Raw genomic sequence first — 15,492 nt, 5'->3', positions numbered from 1 at the left:
CCGCCTCCACTTTCGACCCCGCCGACATGAACGCCCCGCGACCGACCTCCGACCTGCGCTGCCTCTGGCCCGCTAACGCCACGCTGGGCGAAGGCACCCTCTGGTCGCCACGGCGGCAGGCGCTGTACTGGGTCGACATCCTCGGGCGCCAGCTGCACCGCTACGAGCCGGCGAGCCACTCGCGCACCAGCTGGCCTTTCGGTGAAGAGATCTCTGCCGTCGCCGAACGTGCGAACCATCCGGGCCTGGTCGTCACGCTGCGCAGCGGCTTCGCCTTCTTCGACCCCGACACCGGCACGCTGGAGCCGCTGCACGACCCCGAGCCGCACATCGAAGGCAACCGCTTCAACGACGGCAAGTGCGATGCGCAAGGCAACTTCTGGGGCGGCACGATGGACTTCGCCTGCACCGCGCCCACCGGCAAGCTCTACCGCTTCGATGCCGAGCGCCGCTGCACCCTTGCCTTCGACGCGAACTACGCGGTGACCAATGGCCCCACCTGGTCGCTCGACGGCCGCACGCTCTTCTTCAACGAAACGGCGAAGAAGAAGGTCCACGCTTTCGACCTCGACCCGGCCACCGGCGCGCTCTCGAACCAGCGCCTCTTTCTCCGGTTCGCCGACGACGATGGCTACCCCGACGGCATGACCACCGATGCGAACGGCCGCCTCTGGATCGCCCACTGGGGCGGTGCCTGCGTCACCTGCCACGACGCGGTGACGGCCGAAGAGCTGGCCCGCATCGAGCTTCCCACCGACCACGTCAGCAACTGCTGTTTCGGTGGCCCCGACCTGAAGACACTCTTCATCACCACCGCGCGCTTCGAGCTGAGCGAGGCGCAACTCGCCGCGCAGCCGCTCGCCGGCGCGCTCTTCTCCATCGACCTCGATCAAGCGGGCCGCGCGCCCAATCTCTATGCAGGCTGACATCGTTTGGCTCGAACACGCCGGGCAGCGCCTCGGCCTGCTGCCCACGCTGGGCGGTGGCGTCGCCGCCTGGCAGACCTGGCACGCGGACACCTGGCACGACCTCTGGCGCCCCTGGGACGGCGCCACGCCCGACCGCTACACGCTCGCCAATTTCGCGATGCTGCCGTGGACCAACCGCATCAGCCGCGGCGGCTTCGAGCAGGCGGGCCACTTCCACCCGGTAGCGCCCAACCGCGCCGGAGAGCCCTACCCCATCCACGGCGATGGCTGGCTGCAGGCCTGGCAGGCCGACCGGCCGCGCGTGAGCACCCTGCGCCTGTCGCTCGAATCGAAGCATCACGACGGCAACCCGTACCACTACCGCGCCGAACAGGTCTTCACGCTGCTCGAAGGCGGGCTCGACCAATCCATCCACATCACCCACCTCGGCGCCGAGCCGCTGCCCTATGGCACAGGCCTGCACCCCTACTTCCCCCGAACGCCCGGCACGCGCATCACCACCTCGGTGAAAGGCGTGTGGCTCTCCGGCAGCGACCCGCTGCCCACCGGCCACACCGAAGCAATCCCCGCCGACTGGGACTTCAACCGCGGCGCGCCCGCCCAAGGCAGCTTCGTCGACAACTGCTACACCGGCTGGTCGGGCGAAGCCCACATCGACTGGCCCGAGCACGGCCTGCGCCTCACGATGCGCGACCTCGCCACGCTGCGGCGCGGCCGCGACGACGGCTACTGCCTGATGTACCGGCCACCCGCCGGCAACGCCTTCTGCTTCGAGCCCGTCACCCACCCGATCGACGCCTTCCACCTGCCGGGCAGGCCGGGGCTGCGGGTGCTGTCGGCGGGTGAAACGCTGAGCCTCGACGTGCAGTGGCGCGTGGAGAAATCGACGCGCTGAGCCTTCCGTCGGCCGGCGTGAACCGATTCTGCGGCCAAGGTCTTGCCCGCTCGCTAGGATGGCGCCACGGGCGGAACATCCCGCCCCGAAACCCCTTCCTGACGATGATCGAGAAAGTCTCTGCCGGCATCGTGGCCACGCTCTGCGTGGTCTTCATGATCCGGCTGCTGGTCGGTACACAGCGGCGCGCCCGACTCGATGCCTGGGCACGCATCGCCTGGCTGCGGCTGAAGCACGGGTGGCTGCAGCTCTACCACTGGCGCAGCTCGCGCAAGAGCGCCGAGCGCCTGGCCGAAGAGGCCATCCGCCGCGCGCGCGACGATGGCCACTGGGAGGGCAACGTCTACAAGCCGAAGTCGTTCAGCAAGAAGCCGCCGCGCGACAAGATGCACTGAGCGGCCCCGTTGGGGGCCGCCCGTGATCAGAAGGCCCTGCCGAGCGTGGCGTAGCCGCGCGTGCCCTTGGGCTCATCGAGCCCCTGCGCCACGCCGATGCGCACCTGCAGGCCCAGCGCGTAGAGGAACTTGAGGTCGGCCAGCACTTCGGCCCCCACGCCACGGCTGTAGTGCAGCGGGCGGTGACCGGTGTTCCAGGCGCCACCGATGTCAAAGAAGACCGCCGCCGAGACGCGGTTGATGCCGACGGCGGGCGTCATGAAGTGGGTGTCGAGGTCAGTGATCGGCGTGCGGAACTCGAAGCTCGTGACGCGCGCCTTGCGGCCTTGCAGCACGCGTTCGTTGCCACGGTAGCCGCGCAGGGTGATGTCGCGGTTGTTGAGCGCGAGGCCCAGCTGCAGCTGGGGGTCGACCGCGCCGCCGAGCTGGAACGGCTCCGTCAGGCCCTCGGCCCAGGCTTCGGTGTGGCGCAGGGCGATCACGCTGCGGCCCACCGGCACGAAGCCGCGCCAGTCGAGGCGCACCACCTCGCCGTCGTAGTCGTTCCGGCCTTCGCGGGTGAACGGGCGATAGGTCTCGTAGAGCAGCGTGGCCTTCTGGCCGCGGTTGTCGCCCTCCGACCACCAGCTGCTGCCGGTGGTGTCGTACTCGAAGAGGCCGGCCAGCAGGCGCTCGGTGCGGTTGACCGGCGCGCTGTAGTTCTCGGGGTGCACCCGCTCGACGTGGTCGAGCGCGGCGCCCACGCCGAAGAGCACGCGCCGGTCGAGGCGCAGCCAGGGCACCACGCTCAGCCACTGCGCGCTGGTGTTGCGGTCGAAGGCGCGCACCTCTTCGGTCTCGTCGCCGTTCACCCAGGCGCGCGGCGTGAGGGTGCGCTGCAGCGAGAAGAGGTGCTGGTCGCGGAAGAGGTATTGCAGCGCGCCCACCGGCTCGTTCTGCGTCACCTCGTAGGCGAAGGTCGCGGCGTACTGGTGCCAGCCGAGCGCGTCGGCACCGAAGGCGCTGGCACCGGCGCTCACGAGCCCGCGGTCGCTGGAGAAGACGGGGAACCAGGCGCGCGGGTAGACCGAACGCAGCGCGCTGTAAGAGCGGCCTTCGCCCAGCGCCGAGCCGGCCGCGACCGGCGCCGCCGCCGGTGCGCTGGCGGACGCGGCCGCCGGCGCCGCCGCTTTTGCGGCCACCCGGTCGAGCGGCGCGGCCGCACCGATGCGGCGCAACTCGTAGCCACCCGGGGCGATCACGGCCATCGCGAGCGAGCCGTCGTCCTGCGTGCCGCCTTGCGCCGTGACGCGCGTGTGGGTGTGGCTCAGCTTGACCCACGCGGCGCCTTCCTGGCGGTACACGTTGAACACCCCGTCGCGCACGGCGATGAACTCCAGCCCCTTGGGACCGTGCACCAGGCCATGCAAGGGCGCGTCGTGCGTGAAGAGCAGACGCGCGGTGGGCACGGGCTGGCCCATGTCGAAGGCGTCCACACGCCAGGCACCGGCCCGCTTGCTCACGACCGTCACCTGCTGCCCGTCGGGCGAGGCGGCCAGGTCGATCAAGTTGACCTCGGGCGCCGGCTCCCAGAGCACGCGCTGTTGCTGGCCCTTGGCGTCGAGCTGCACGAGCCGGGTGAGGCCCTGCCCTTGCTGCAACGCGACGAAGCCGCCACCGGCCTGCACCGCGCGGCGCAGGCGGGCGCAGTGGGTGAGCTGGTGCACATCGCCATCGGCGTCGACGCGGTAGACGTCGTAGGCGAGGTAGCGCCAGTTGCACACGTCGGGCTGGCTCATCAGCACTTCGCCCTTGGCGTTCACATGCAGTTCGGCGTTGCCGTTCACGTCGGCCAGCACGGTCTGCTTGCCGTCCTTGCCGATCTTCACGAGCTTGGCATGGTGGAGGCCATCTTCGAGCACGGCCAGCGTGTCGCCGCCCGGTAGCGCGGCCACGGCGCCCACGCCGAACATCGGCCCGGCCAGGCGCTCGCCCACGGCCTCGGCCTTCTGCTGGATGGGCGCGGCACGCTCCTTCACCTGCTGCTGCAGGTCGGCGAGGAACTCGGCCCACAGCACGTCCATCTGCTTGCCGGTCGCCTCGACCGGGCTGTTGTGCAGGCGCGGCCAGAACGGCGGGTTGCCGCTGTAGTGGTCCACGACCTTGTAGATGGACTCGGCGCCATAGCGACGCGCCAGGAAGTCGAAGAAGTACGCGCCGTAGAGGTAGGACTTCGACAGCGGCAGCGCACGCCCGTTGGCGTTGATCTCCCGCAGCGAGAGGAAGCCACGGCCCGCCTCGGCACGCAGCCAGGCCTCGAACACCGGCCCGCGCAGGCGGCCTCGGCCGGTGCCGGGCTCGCTCTCGGTGTAGACGGCGATGCCCTCGACCATCCAGTTGGGCTGGAAGATGTTGGGGAAGAAGAAGGGCTGGCGGCCGAAGATGCTTTGCAGCACGCCGGGGAAACCGCGCACCTTGTCGAGGTGCACCGTGTGCGTGAACTCGTGGGTGATGAGGAGCTCGAGCCAGTCGCTGTTGTCGAGCAACTCGCCCGAATCGGGCGGCGCCATGTAGACGCCGATGATGTTGTAGGGCAGCGGCGTGGAGAAACCGTTGGCCAGGTCGTACTGGTCGATCAGCAGGATCTCGGTGCGCCCGCGCGGCTCCCAGGCGAGTGCCTTGGTGATGCGAGGGTAGACCTGCTCGGCGATCTTCGCCACGCGCTCGGCCTGCGGGCGCCATGCGGCGCGGTAGTTGATGCGGAAGTGCGCGGTGTCTGCGCTCTTCCAGTCGGGCGCCGGTTCAATGCCTTGTGCGGCGGCGCTGCACGCCCACCAACACGACAGCAGGAAAACGAGGGTCCGGATCCAGGACATAGGGTCTCCACCAAGGGTGCTCTGCTTTTTGCCGGGCGCAAGGGTACAGGACGGCAGGCACCCGCCCGGTGTGCGCAGCTGTGATAGGCGACTAGAGATGACGCGCCAGCGCCACGGCAAGCGCCTTGGCGTTGGCCCCGCTGATCATCTCGTCGTGGTCACCGGGGGTGACGTCGATCTCGAGCTTGTGTGCGACCTTGCGCCACACCGGCAGCGGGTCGCCGGGGCTGGGCCGCGACGCGCGCAGGAACACGACGCGCCCCGCATACGGCTCGGGGCGGTATTCGCGCAGCGCCACGAGCATCGCCCCGCGCGTGCGGCGCAAGGCCGGCGGCAGGTTGGCCTCCTTCAGCACGTCGCCCACGAGCTCGGGGTGCTTGGGGTTGAGGCCCATGGCGACGCGCCAGCGGTCGCTCAGCACCATCGACTTCTTGCGCAGGTAATCGACCTGTCCGCGCAGCGGCAGCGAGCGCAGGCGGCGGAAGGTCACGCCGAGCCAGCCGGTGCAATAGCGCGCCCACTCCCACAGCGGGAGGTAGCGGCCGTGCACGTGGGTGTCGATGAGCGTGACGAGCTCGACCTGCTCGCCGGCGCGGCTGAGCTGCTGCGCGATCTCGTAGGCCACCAGGCCTCCGAAGGAATAGCCGCCCACCGCATACGGCCCCTCGGGCTGCACGCGGCGCATGTGGCCGATGTAGTCGGCGGCCATCTCGCGCACGCTGACGTAGGGCGCGTTCTCGTCACCGACCGCGCGGGCCTGCAGGCCGTAGACGGCGCGCTGGGTGTCGAGCGCCCGCAGCACCGCCCACAGTTCGAGGAAGGTGCCGGCCAGGCTGTGCACCAGGAAGAAGGGCCGGCCGCTGCCCGGGCGCAGCTGCACCAGCGGCACCGGCAGGTCCCACGCGGCCTGGTCCATCACCGCGGCGAGCTGGCGGATGGTGGGCGCCTTGAGCAGCGTGCTGGGCGCCAGGCGCTGGTCGGTGGAGAGCTGGATGTCGGTGAAGATGCGCGCGGCCAGCAGCGAGTGGCCGCCGATCTCGAAGAAGTCGTCGTCGAGGCCGATGGGCGAGAAGCCGAAGATCTTTTCCCACAGCGCCTGCAGGTAGGCCTCGTGGTCCTGGCGCGAGCGCCAGCCAGGAGCCGGCGGCGGCGGCAAGGGGCCGGCGGGCACCGTGGGCAGGCGCAGCGCCGGGTCGCCGCGCAGGGCGCGCAGCGAGCCGGGGTTGAGCAGGCGGCGCATGTCGGTGACCGGCCGGTCGTTGACCACGTCGCGCAGCGCGGCGATGCACACGCTGCCATCGGCCAGGCGCGGCAGCTCGCGCACTTCCAGCACGAGGTCGGGCACGTGCGCGGGCGAGCCAGCTTCGGCGAAACGGCGGCGCATGCGGGCGATCAGCGAGCCGTCGAGGCTCGCGCCCTCACGCAGCGCGAGCAGCAGCACGGCACGACCTTCGCCAAGCTGGCCGGCCTGCTGCTGCTCGACCACGGCCGACTCGCGGATCTCGGGGAACTCACGCAGCAGCGGCAGCAGCTCGGCCGGCGCCACCAGCGCGCCACGCACGTTCATCAGCCCGTCGACACGACCGCGCTGCAGCAAGGAGCCGTCGGGCGCCCATTCCACCCGTTCACCGCTCGACCAGCCCCCGGGGGTGCGCTGGAGGTAGGTGGCAGCGAAGCGGGCGCCCTGCGGGTCATCGAGGAAGCCCAACGGCCGCGACGGGAAATGCGCCTGGCACACCAGCTCGCCTTCCAGCCCGTTGCCGCGCTCGGCCACCCGCACCCCGAGGCCGAGGCTGTGGTTGTCGGCGTGGGCCAGCGAAGGCGCGGCGCCTTGCAGCAGCAGGCAGCCGAGCAGGTCGGGGTTCATGCACAGCGCCTGCAGAGGCAGGCGCTTGACCTTCTCTTGCACCCAGCGGGCCGCGGCATCGTCGAGCGTCATGCCGGTGTAGAGCAGAGAGCGCAGCGCGGCGAGGTCGAACTCACGCCCAGGCGCGAGACCGGCGTGCTCGCCCAGGCGCAGGTAGGAGGCGTGGGCCACGAACACGGTGGCGCCGCCATCCTGGGCGATGCGCCACAGCGTACGTGCGTCGCGCACCGGGCCGTCGTAGAGCACGATGCCGGCACCGCTGGCCAGGCTCGACAGCTGCCAGAGCCAGAGGGCGGACGCCACCGACGACGGGGCGAACACCTGGCTGCGGCCGTCGATGCCCAGGTGCAGCCGGTGCTCCTTGACGTGCTCGAGCAGCACACCGCCGGCACCGTGCACCAGCGACTCCAGCCGCCCGTCGGCCCCGGCCGTGCGGGTGATGAAGAGCGGCTGGTGGAACGGGAATCGTGGCCAGAGAGGCGTGGCCGCGCCGTGTTCGTCGAGGCCTTCGGCCAGGGCTTGCGACAGGTCGATCACTGGCAGGCCCAGCGGCGGCAGCAGCGACGACGCGTCGTCGAGCACGATCGCCGCCTCCAGCGAAGGCAAGGCCTTCACCACCTGCGCCACGCGGTCGGCCAAGGGCATGCCCGTGTCGTGCGGCATGGCACCGGCATGCGTCAGGATCAGCCTGGGCGCCAGCGGCTTGAACCTGTCGACCACGAGCGACGGGCCCATCTCGGGCGACGCCAGTGCGAGGCTGGCGCCGATGGCGGCCACGGCCAGCACGGCGACCACGGCGCGGGCATCGCTTCGAGGCACGAGCACCACGCGGTCCCCCTCGGCCACACCGCCCTGGCGCAGCGCGTGGGCCAGGGCGATCACCTGGCGGCGCAACTCGGCCCGGCTCATGCGGTAGAGGCTGCCGTCGGCCAGGCGGGCGGTCACGGCGATGGCGTCGGCAGACTGGCCGTCGCCGGCCAGGAGGTTCTCGGTGTAGTTGAGCTTCAGCCCGGGAAAGTAGTGGCCCTGGTCGTCGTGCAGGCGGCGCTCATCGCCGCTCGCCAGGAGCCGCGCATGGCGCCAGCAGGCCTGCCACAACGCGTCGGAATGGCCGACAGGCGCGGCCACGCCGCGCGGCCCCGCCAACGCGCCCAGCCCCGACTCGCCTGCCATGCCTGCTCCTTGAAAAATGCCGTCCGGAGCATCGTTTGCTCCCGCCGGGCCTGCCAGCAGCGGGGTCGCCAACTTTCTGTAGGCGATGACCTACAGGCGTGTGGCGAGGTGGCAACGCTAGAGCGGAGCGAGCATGGTCACTTCTTGCCATGCGCGGGTGTCGACCCCGTGCCTCAGGGGTGTTAGCCATGCCCTTGGCCGCTCTACATTGCGCGCATCCATGGGAGAAAACGTGAAAAAAGTCGCTCTTGCAGCCCTCGCGCTGCTGGCCTGCACTGCCCAGGCCCAAACCTTCCAGGCACGGGACCTGACGAATGACGGCGTCACCGATGCCTTCTACGACAGCGTCCACAACCTCACCTGGCTGGCCGATGCCAACCTCTACGCCACGCTCGGCGGCCCGGCCGATCGAGACCCGCGCAGCTTCATGGGCGGGACGCTGGGCGCGGGCGAACTGCGCCTAAGCACGGCCATCAGCTGGGTCGATGCACTCGTGGTCGGGTCGGTCAGCGACTGGCGGCTGCCGGAACGGGTGATTCCGGTGGGATACGTGCCGAGCCCGTCGTGCCCGCTCGCGTGCATCCAGGCCACGCCGCAGGCGGGGCAGTTCCCGAGCGAGTTGTCTTTCCTGTCGGGCGCCACCGGCCAGTTCTCCAACGTGATGAACGGCAACTACCTCACCTGGACGGCCGACATGGCCTGGCAGGAGTTGCGCAACATCACCACCGGCCGCAACCTCGTCACCGACGAAACGGGCCTGATGACGGGCTATGTGCTGGCGGTGCGCGACGGCGACGTGGGTACGGCCGTCACCACCGCGATCGCCGCGCCGGTGCCGGAACCAGGCACCTATGCCCTGATGCTTGCCGCGCTCGGCTCGCTGGCCATCGCGCGCAGAAGCCGCAAGAACAAGCACTGAACAAGGCTCGATCAACATCGAGGCCCCAAAACAAAACGGCACCCTGGGGTGCCGTTTTCGTGTCATCCGATCGATTGGTGGGCGGTGCAGGGTTCGAACCTGCGACCCCTGCCGTGTGAAGGCAGTGCTCTACCGCTGAGCTAACCGCCCAATCCGACGGGAAGCCGCAGATTATGCCACAAGCGCGCGCCACACCGTCTTGCCGCCAGACGACTTGTCGAGTTCGGCAAGGATGGCGTCGTGCGCCGTGGCCTCTTCGTCGTTGGCCACCAGCACGGGGAGCGTGAACTGGCTGAAGTCGATGGCGGCGAGCACCAGGTCGCCCTGGGCGGCCTCGGTGGCGTCGATCACCAGCGAGTCCTGCCCGCGGGTCATGTTGATGTAGACCTCGGCCAGGAGGCCTGCATCGAGCAGCGCGCCGTGCAAGGTGCGGTTGGAGTTGTCGACCTCCAGTCGCTTGCAGAGCGCGTCGAGCGAGTTCGACTTGCCGGGGAACATCTCGCGCGCCATCACCAGCGTGTCGGTCACGCTGCCCACGTGCTCGGTGAACTTGCCCCGGCCGAGGCGCTTCAGCTCCTCGTTGAAGAAGCCCACGTCGAAGCTCGCGTTGTGCGCGATGACCTCGGCGCCGGCCAGGTACTCGAGCAACTCGTCGGCGATGGATGCGAAGAGCGGCTTGTCGGCGAGGAACTCGTCGGTCAGGCCGTGGATCTTGACTGCGTCTTCGTGGTTGGGACGCTCGGGGTTGAGATAGAAGTGCTTGTTGTTGCCCGTGAGACGGCGGTTCACCATCTCCACGCACCCGATCTCGATGATGCGGTCGCCCGACTCGGGGCTGAGGCCGGTGGTTTCGGTGTCGAAGAAGATCTGTCTCATGCGGCGTTCGCCTTCTGCGCGCGTTGGCCTGCCCACCACCACCAGAGCGCGCCACCGAGGATCATCGGCACGCACAGCCACTGGCCCATGCTGAGGCCGAGCGGCAGGTTCTCCAGGCCCTTGTCGGGCTGGCGGAAGTACTCAACGACGAAGCGGCACACGCCGTAGCCGAACACGAAGGCCGCGGCCACTTGGCCCGGCGCGCGCTGCTTGCGGCCATACAACCAGAGAAAGGCGAAAAGCAGCAGCCCTTCGAGCGCGAACTGGTAGAGCTGCGACGGGTGGCGCGGCTGCTCGCTGCCCGACTGCGGGAAGACCATCGCCCATGGCAGGCTCGGGTCGGCCACACGGCCCCACAGTTCGCCATTGATGAAGTTGCCGATGCGCCCCGACGCGAGCCCGGTCGGCACGCAGGGTGCGATCACGTCGAAGGTCTGCAGCACCGGGCGCTTGCGCGTCCACGAGTACGCGGCGAGTGCGACCGCCACCCCCAGCATGCCGCCGTGGAACGACATGCCGCCCTTCCACACCGCGAAGACCTCGAGCGGGTTCTGCAGGTAATGGCCGAGGTTGTAGAAGAGCACAAAGCCCAGGCGACCGCCCAGCACCACGCCGAGCACACCGTAAAAGAGCAGGTCTTCCACGTCGCGCCGTGTCCAGCCAGCGTCGGCGAACCACGGCTTCTTGACCCGCAGCGACGCGAGCCAGAGAAAGAGCCCGAAGGCGACCAGGTAGGTCAGCCCGTACCAGTGGATGGCCACCGGGCCGATCTGGAGGGCGACGGGGTCGAACTGCGGATGAGTGAGCATGGCCTGTCGGGTGGGGAACGGAAAGCAGCGCGAACGATACCGCAGCCGCCCGCGGTGCCCGCCTCAGGCGGGTGCGGCGTCGTGCTCGTCGTCCCCGAGGGTGCGCTGCACGTACTCGACGAAACGCGTCACCACGGGGCCGGCGTCGGATGGCCACATGAGGCTCGTCTCGGCGCGCGGTGCCATCGCGCCCAGCGCCACCGGCAGCCGCCGGTACACCACACCCGGCCGCTGCAGCGTGGTCACTGCCTGCGGCACCCACGCGAGGCCCAGGCCCGCGGAGACGAGGTTGACGATGGTCTGCATCTGGATCGCTTCCTGCGCGATCACGAGCGAGGCGCTGTGGCGGTGATAGAAGGCCAGCACCGCGTCGTAGAGCGAAGGCGCGATCTCGCGCGGAAAGATGATGAGCGGCTGCGCCAGGATCTGCGGCAGCGTCAAGCGCCGCGCCGTGGTGAGCGGCGACGACTCGGGCACCGCCAGCACCATCGGCTCGATGCTCACCGACAGGCGCGAGAGGCTCTGCCCCGAGCCGCTTTCCGGCACGAACCCCGGCGCATGCAACACGAAGCCTGCATCGGCCTCGCCGAGTTCGAAGGCGCGTAGCTGCACGTCGGTGGTGGCTTCGCGCAGCACCACCTCGATGCCGGGTTCGATGTCGCGGAAACCGCGCAGCCACCCCGGCAGCGGGCCGAAGCCGACCGTCGAGACGAAGCCCAACCGCAAGCGCCCGACGGCTCCCTGCCCCACCGTGCGCGCGATCGACGACAGCGCCGATGCCTGCTGCAGCAGCTGCCGCACCGGCTCGACCAGCGCCTGCCCGGCCGGCGTGAGCGACACCTGCCGGCGCGTGCGCTCGAAGAGCGGCACGCCCAGGCGCGCTTCCAGTTGCTGGATGGCCAGCGTGAGCGGTGGCTGGGTGATGTTGAGCTGCTTGGCGGCACGGCCGAAGTGCAGCACTTCGGCCAGCACCAGGAACTGGCGCCACACGCGCAACTCGATCTGGGTGCTGGTGTCGCTCATCGCGGGCTCCTCAGCAGACCGTCAACAATGCCGCCGCATACGAAAAGCGTGCGCTCTCGGGCACGAAGACCATGATGCGCTGGCCCGACTTGAGCTCGCGCGTGCGCACCAGCTCTTCCAGCATCAGGATGAACGATGCGGTGGCGACGTTGCCGACCTGGGAGAGGTTGGTGAACCACTTGTCCTTCGGGATGTGCAGGCCGGCATCGCGCAGGCCCGCGTACATCGGCTCGCGGAAGAGTTCCGACGACAGGTGCGGGAGGAAGTGATCGATGGTGGCGACATCGAAATCACGCCTGCGCGCAACCTCGAGTGCGAACTGGATGCCGTGCTTGATCATGCGTTCGCTGAGCAGCCGCGTGTCCTGCTTCACAGAGAAGATCGAACGGGCCAGCCACTCCTCGGGCTCGAAGCGGCTCCAGCCGCGCAGCTCGCCATCCTTCGCCTTCTCGGCGCCGACGTACATGCAGGTCTCGGCCTCGTTCGCATACGAGCGCACGTCGATCCATTCGAGCTTCAGCGGGCGGTCGCCACGGGGCTGGTTCTCCAGGCGCAGCGCGCCCGCGCCGTCGGACAACATCCAGCGCAGGAACTCCTTGTCGAACGACAGCATCGGGTTCGCGTTCAGCTGACGCTCGCGGTCGATCTCGGGCTGGAAGAACTTCGCGAGCATCCAGTGCGACAGCATCTCGCTGCCCGTGCACACCGCGTTGGCGGTGTTGCCGGTCGCAATCGACATCTGCGCGAGCTTGAGTGCCTGCATGCTGGCCGCGCACGAGCCGGCGAACGATGCGATCTCCGCGGTGGGCACCGGCAGCAGGCCATGCACCATCGCCGCGTGCGAGGGCACGAGCTGGTCGGGCGAGGCGGTGCCGCAGGCGAGCAGCTGGAGGTCCCTGGCCGTGAAGCGGGCGTCGAAGAGCCCCCGCACCGCTTCGGCCGTCATCTGCGCGTTGGTGTGCGTCGGGTGGCCGCCCTTTTCCAGCGCGTAGTAGCGCTGCGTGATGCCGTTGTTGCGCAGGACGATCGCCTTCGTGCGCGACGACTTGCCACCGATGAGGCCGAGGTAGTCCTCCATCGCATCGTTTTCTACGGGGCGGTTCGGCAGGTAGTGGGAAATTCCTGTGACGTAGACGTTCTGCAGAGACATGAAAGAAGCGAATCGAAAACCGAACCCCTCTCGATATGAGAGGCATATCACCGACGCATTTTATATATATTGGACGCCGGCCAGCCCCGACGAGATACTGCCCACCTCCCCGCACATCGCCAGGAAAGTCACATGAGTTCCAACCGTCGTTCCAAGAACATCACCGAGGGCGTGGCCCGCGCGCCCAACCGTTCCATGTACTACGCCCTGGGCTATCAGGAGGGCGATTTCAAGAAGCCGATGATCGGCATCGCCAACGGCCACTCGACGATCACCCCATGCAATTCGGGCCTGCAGCGGCTGGCCGACGCGGCCGTGATCGGCATCAAGCAGGCCGGCGCCAACCCGCAGATCTTTGGCACGCCCACCATCAGCGACGGCATGGCCATGGGCACCGAGGGCATGAAGTACTCGCTGGTGTCGCGCGAGGTCATCGCCGATTGCGTGGAAACCTGCGTCGGCGGCCAGTGGATGGACGGCGTGATGGTCATCGGCGGCTGCGACAAGAACATGCCCGGCGGCATGATGGGCATGCTGCGCGCCAACGTGCCCTCGCTCTACATCTACGGCGGCACCATCCTGCCCGGCAAGTACAAGGGCCAGGACTTGAACATCGTGAGCGTCTTCGAAGCGGTCGGCCAGTTCAGCGCCGGCAAGATGAGCGAGGAAGACTTCTGCCAGATCGAACGCCGCGCCATCCCCGGCAGCGGCTCGTGCGGCGGCATGTACACCGCCAACACGATGAGTTCGTCGTTCGAGGCGCTGGGGCTGAGCCTGCCGTATGCGTCGACGATGGCCAACGTGGAAGACGAGATCGTGGCGATGGTGAGCCGCGCCTCTCAGGTGCTGGTCGAGGCCGTGAAGGCGGACCTCAAGCCGCGCGACATCGTCACCAAGAAGGCGATCGAGAACGCTGTCGCGGTGATCATGGCCACCGGCGGCTCCACCAACGCAGTGCTGCATTTCCTCGCCATCGCCCACGCCGCCGGTGTCGACTGGACCATCGACGACTTCGAGCGTGTGCGCCGCCGCACCCCGGTGCTGTGCGACCTGAAGCCGAGCGGCCAGTACCTGGCCATCGACCTGCACCACGCAGGCGGCATCCCCGCCGTGATGAAGGAGCTGCTCAAGGCCGGCTTGCTGCACGGCGACTGCATGACGATCACCGGCAAGACCGTCGCCGAGAACCTCGCCGACGTGCCCGAGCTGTCGAAGGACCAGAAGGTGATCCGCCCGGTGTCGGACCCGATCTATGCCGAAGGCCACCTCGCCATCCTCAAGGGCAACCTGAGCCCCGAAGGCTGCGTGGCCAAGATCACCGGCCTCAAGAACCCGGCCATCACCGGCCCGGCGCGCGTGTTCGACGACGAGCAATCGGCGCTCGCCGCCATCATGGCCAACCAGATCAAGGCCGGCGACGTCATGGTGCTGCGCTACCTCGGCCCCAAAGGCGGCCCGGGGATGCCGGAAATGCTGGCCCCCACCGGCGCCCTCATCGGCCAGGGCCTGGGCGAATCGGTGGGCCTCATCACCGACGGCCGTTTCTCCGGCGGCACCTGGGGCATGGTGGTTGGCCACGTGGCACCCGAGGCCTACGAGGGCGGCAACATCGCCCTGGTGCAGGAAGGCGACTCCATCACCATCGACGCGAAGACGCTCGTGCTCCAGCTCAACGTGCCCGAGGCCGAACTCGCCAAGCGCCGCGCGGCCTGGAAGCGCCCCGCTCCGCGCTACACCCGCGGCGTGCTGGCGAAGTTCGCGAAGAACGCGTCAAGCGCCAGCTCCGGTGCGGTGCTCGACAAGTTCGAATGACGCCACTCACGCGACCATGAAGAAAGCGGCCCTGCGGGGCCGCTTTGCTTTGGGCGCCAAGACCTTATTTCTTGGCCTTGCCGCGACGCCCGCGGTGGTCCATGCCAAGCTTGGCCAGGTTTTCGACCCGGCGTTTGGCCACGCGCTCGTCCATCTTGTCCATCTCGCGGCGCTTGGTGTAGCCGGTGGCATCGGCCCAGGCCCACCAGGCCACTGCGGCGCCAAACGGCCACAGCACCGCCCACCAGGACCACAGGGCGACGGGGCCGAATTCGGCCACCTTCATCACCAGCAACAACACGCCGAGGACCACGAAATACATGCAAAAACCCCACGTCAGGCTCTAACCGTCACGCCCGGGCTGTCAACTGGTGGCCCGTAGAATGCGTTGATTCCGGCAGTGCTGGAAATGTAATTCACCCGTTTTGTCTTCGGCACCCGAAAGGAACCCATGAAGTCACTGCTTTCCCTGATTTTTGCCGCTTCGGCACTCGTCGCTGGCCCGGCTTTTGCCAACGCCGATCTCGCGCAGAAGAAGAACTGCATGGCCTGCCACGCGGTCGACAAGAAAGTGGTCGGTCCCTCGTACCAGGACGTGGCCGCGAAGTACGCCGGCCAGAAGGACGCCGTCGACAAGCTCTCGCAAAAGGTCATCAAGGGTGGCGCCGGCGTGTGGGGCCCCGTGCCCATGCCGGCCAACACCGCGGTGAACGACGCCGAAGCCAAGCAACTCGTCACCTGGATCCTGTCGCTCAAGAAGTGACCTTCACCGCCCAGGCGGTTGCTTCG

The 15,492-nt window shown here is 68.7% G+C and carries 13 protein-coding genes and 1 tRNA gene; 6 read left to right on the top strand and 8 right to left on the bottom strand.

Annotated elements, in window-relative coordinates; all coding sequences use genetic code 11:
- The first annotated feature begins 26 nt into the window (after positions 1-26).
- From RXV79_RS09800 to RXV79_RS09790, 3 genes are all read left to right on the top strand, one after another.
- Positions 27-926: an SMP-30/gluconolactonase/LRE family protein gene (locus tag RXV79_RS09800; RefSeq protein ID WP_316703243.1), complete on the top strand. Its 900-nt coding sequence runs from the start codon at positions 27-29 to the stop codon at positions 924-926.
- Entirely contained in the window at positions 916-1,824 is a 909-nt protein-coding gene (locus RXV79_RS09795; protein WP_316703242.1) for an aldose 1-epimerase, read from the top strand. The genes RXV79_RS09800 and RXV79_RS09795 overlap by 11 nt, the downstream gene beginning before the upstream one ends.
- 104 nt (positions 1,825-1,928) lie before the next feature.
- Positions 1,929-2,219 (top strand): hypothetical protein, encoded by a 291-nt coding sequence (locus tag RXV79_RS09790; protein ID WP_316703241.1) that lies wholly within the window; start codon positions 1,929-1,931, stop codon positions 2,217-2,219.
- 26 nt (positions 2,220-2,245) lie between these two features.
- Here the strand turns inward: RXV79_RS09790 and RXV79_RS09785 are convergent, their stop codons facing one another.
- A complete protein-coding gene (locus RXV79_RS09785) occupies positions 2,246-5,074 on the bottom strand; it encodes a BamA/TamA family outer membrane protein (RefSeq protein WP_316703240.1) in 2,829 nt (942 codons plus the stop codon).
- Between the two features lie 91 nt (positions 5,075-5,165).
- Complete coding sequence (locus RXV79_RS09780; protein WP_316703239.1) at positions 5,166-8,114, bottom strand: thioesterase domain-containing protein; 2,949 nt, start codon at positions 8,112-8,114, stop codon at positions 5,166-5,168.
- Between the two features lie 232 nt (positions 8,115-8,346).
- Here RXV79_RS09780 and RXV79_RS09775 point away from each other — a divergent pair, with 232 nt between their 5' ends.
- Positions 8,347-9,033, top strand: coding sequence for a PEP-CTERM sorting domain-containing protein (locus RXV79_RS09775; protein ID WP_316703238.1), 687 nt, complete (start codon positions 8,347-8,349; stop codon positions 9,031-9,033).
- Between the two features lie 75 nt (positions 9,034-9,108).
- Here RXV79_RS09775 and RXV79_RS09770 read toward each other — a convergent pair.
- The 5 genes from RXV79_RS09770 to RXV79_RS09750 all read right to left on the bottom strand — a co-directional run bounded on the left by RXV79_RS09770 (position 9,109) and on the right by RXV79_RS09750 (position 12,891).
- Positions 9,109-9,183 (bottom strand) — tRNA-Val (locus tag RXV79_RS09770).
- Between the two features lie 21 nt (positions 9,184-9,204).
- Positions 9,205-9,909 carry a DNA polymerase III subunit epsilon gene (dnaQ, locus tag RXV79_RS09765; RefSeq protein WP_316703237.1) on the bottom strand — a complete coding sequence of 235 codons (705 nt, stop codon included), beginning with the start codon at positions 9,907-9,909 and terminating at the stop codon, positions 9,205-9,207.
- Complete coding sequence (gene lgt / locus RXV79_RS09760) at positions 9,906-10,718, bottom strand: prolipoprotein diacylglyceryl transferase (RefSeq protein ID WP_316703236.1); 813 nt, start codon at positions 10,716-10,718, stop codon at positions 9,906-9,908. Before lgt ends, dnaQ begins: the two co-directional genes overlap by 4 nt.
- 63 nt (positions 10,719-10,781) lie before the next feature.
- On the bottom strand, positions 10,782-11,741 hold the full coding sequence (locus RXV79_RS09755) for a LysR family transcriptional regulator (RefSeq protein ID WP_316703235.1): 960 nt from the start codon (positions 11,739-11,741) through the stop codon (positions 10,782-10,784).
- A gap of 10 nt (positions 11,742-11,751) precedes the next feature.
- Positions 11,752-12,891, bottom strand: a complete 1,140-nt coding sequence (locus tag RXV79_RS09750) for a beta-ketoacyl-ACP synthase III (protein WP_316703234.1) — start codon at positions 12,889-12,891, stop codon at positions 11,752-11,754.
- Positions 12,892-13,023: 132 nt separating this feature from the next.
- Between RXV79_RS09750 and ilvD the strand changes: the two genes are divergently transcribed.
- Entirely contained in the window at positions 13,024-14,703 is a 1,680-nt protein-coding gene (ilvD, locus tag RXV79_RS09745) for a dihydroxy-acid dehydratase (protein WP_316703233.1), read from the top strand.
- Positions 14,704-14,767: 64 nt separating this feature from the next.
- On the opposite strand, the gene RXV79_RS09740 is transcribed toward ilvD, so the two are convergent.
- A complete protein-coding gene (locus RXV79_RS09740; protein WP_316703232.1) occupies positions 14,768-15,025 on the bottom strand; it encodes a TIGR04438 family Trp-rich protein in 258 nt (85 codons plus the stop codon).
- A gap of 129 nt (positions 15,026-15,154) precedes the next feature.
- Here RXV79_RS09740 and RXV79_RS09735 point away from each other — a divergent pair, with 129 nt between their 5' ends.
- Entirely contained in the window at positions 15,155-15,466 is a 312-nt protein-coding gene (locus RXV79_RS09735) for a c-type cytochrome (protein WP_316703231.1), read from the top strand.
- Positions 15,467-15,492: the final 26 nt, after the last annotated feature.

The sequence above is a fragment of the Piscinibacter gummiphilus genome, assembly GCF_032681285.1.
In the GTDB taxonomy this organism is placed as follows: domain Bacteria; phylum Pseudomonadota; class Gammaproteobacteria; order Burkholderiales; family Burkholderiaceae_C; genus Rhizobacter; species Rhizobacter gummiphilus_A.
This window is presented reverse-complemented; position numbering and strand designations above follow the sequence as displayed.

What these genes read in the sequence shown, in the direction of transcription:
- RXV79_RS09800 (WP_316703243.1), top strand. Translation starts at nt 27, where the DNA reads ATGAACGCCCCGCGACCGACCTCCGACCTGCGCTGCCTCTGGCCCGCT.
- RXV79_RS09740 (WP_316703232.1), bottom strand. Translation starts at nt 15,025, where the DNA reads ATGTATTTCGTGGTCCTCGGCGTGTTGTTGCTGGTGATGAAGGTGGCC.
- RXV79_RS09735 (WP_316703231.1), top strand. Translation starts at nt 15,155, where the DNA reads ATGAAGTCACTGCTTTCCCTGATTTTTGCCGCTTCGGCACTCGTCGCT.
- RXV79_RS09785 (WP_316703240.1), bottom strand. Translation starts at nt 5,074, where the DNA reads ATGTCCTGGATCCGGACCCTCGTTTTCCTGCTGTCGTGTTGGTGGGCG.
- dnaQ (WP_316703237.1), bottom strand. Translation starts at nt 9,909, where the DNA reads ATGAGACAGATCTTCTTCGACACCGAAACCACCGGCCTCAGCCCCGAG.
- RXV79_RS09790 (WP_316703241.1), top strand. Translation starts at nt 1,929, where the DNA reads ATGATCGAGAAAGTCTCTGCCGGCATCGTGGCCACGCTCTGCGTGGTC.
- ilvD (WP_316703233.1), top strand. Translation starts at nt 13,024, where the DNA reads ATGAGTTCCAACCGTCGTTCCAAGAACATCACCGAGGGCGTGGCCCGC.
- RXV79_RS09750 (WP_316703234.1), bottom strand. Translation starts at nt 12,891, where the DNA reads ATGTCTCTGCAGAACGTCTACGTCACAGGAATTTCCCACTACCTGCCG.
- RXV79_RS09780 (WP_316703239.1), bottom strand. Translation starts at nt 8,114, where the DNA reads ATGGCAGGCGAGTCGGGGCTGGGCGCGTTGGCGGGGCCGCGCGGCGTG.
- RXV79_RS09755 (WP_316703235.1), bottom strand. Translation starts at nt 11,741, where the DNA reads ATGAGCGACACCAGCACCCAGATCGAGTTGCGCGTGTGGCGCCAGTTC.
- lgt (WP_316703236.1), bottom strand. Translation starts at nt 10,718, where the DNA reads ATGCTCACTCATCCGCAGTTCGACCCCGTCGCCCTCCAGATCGGCCCG.
- RXV79_RS09795 (WP_316703242.1), top strand. Translation starts at nt 916, where the DNA reads ATGCAGGCTGACATCGTTTGGCTCGAACACGCCGGGCAGCGCCTCGGC.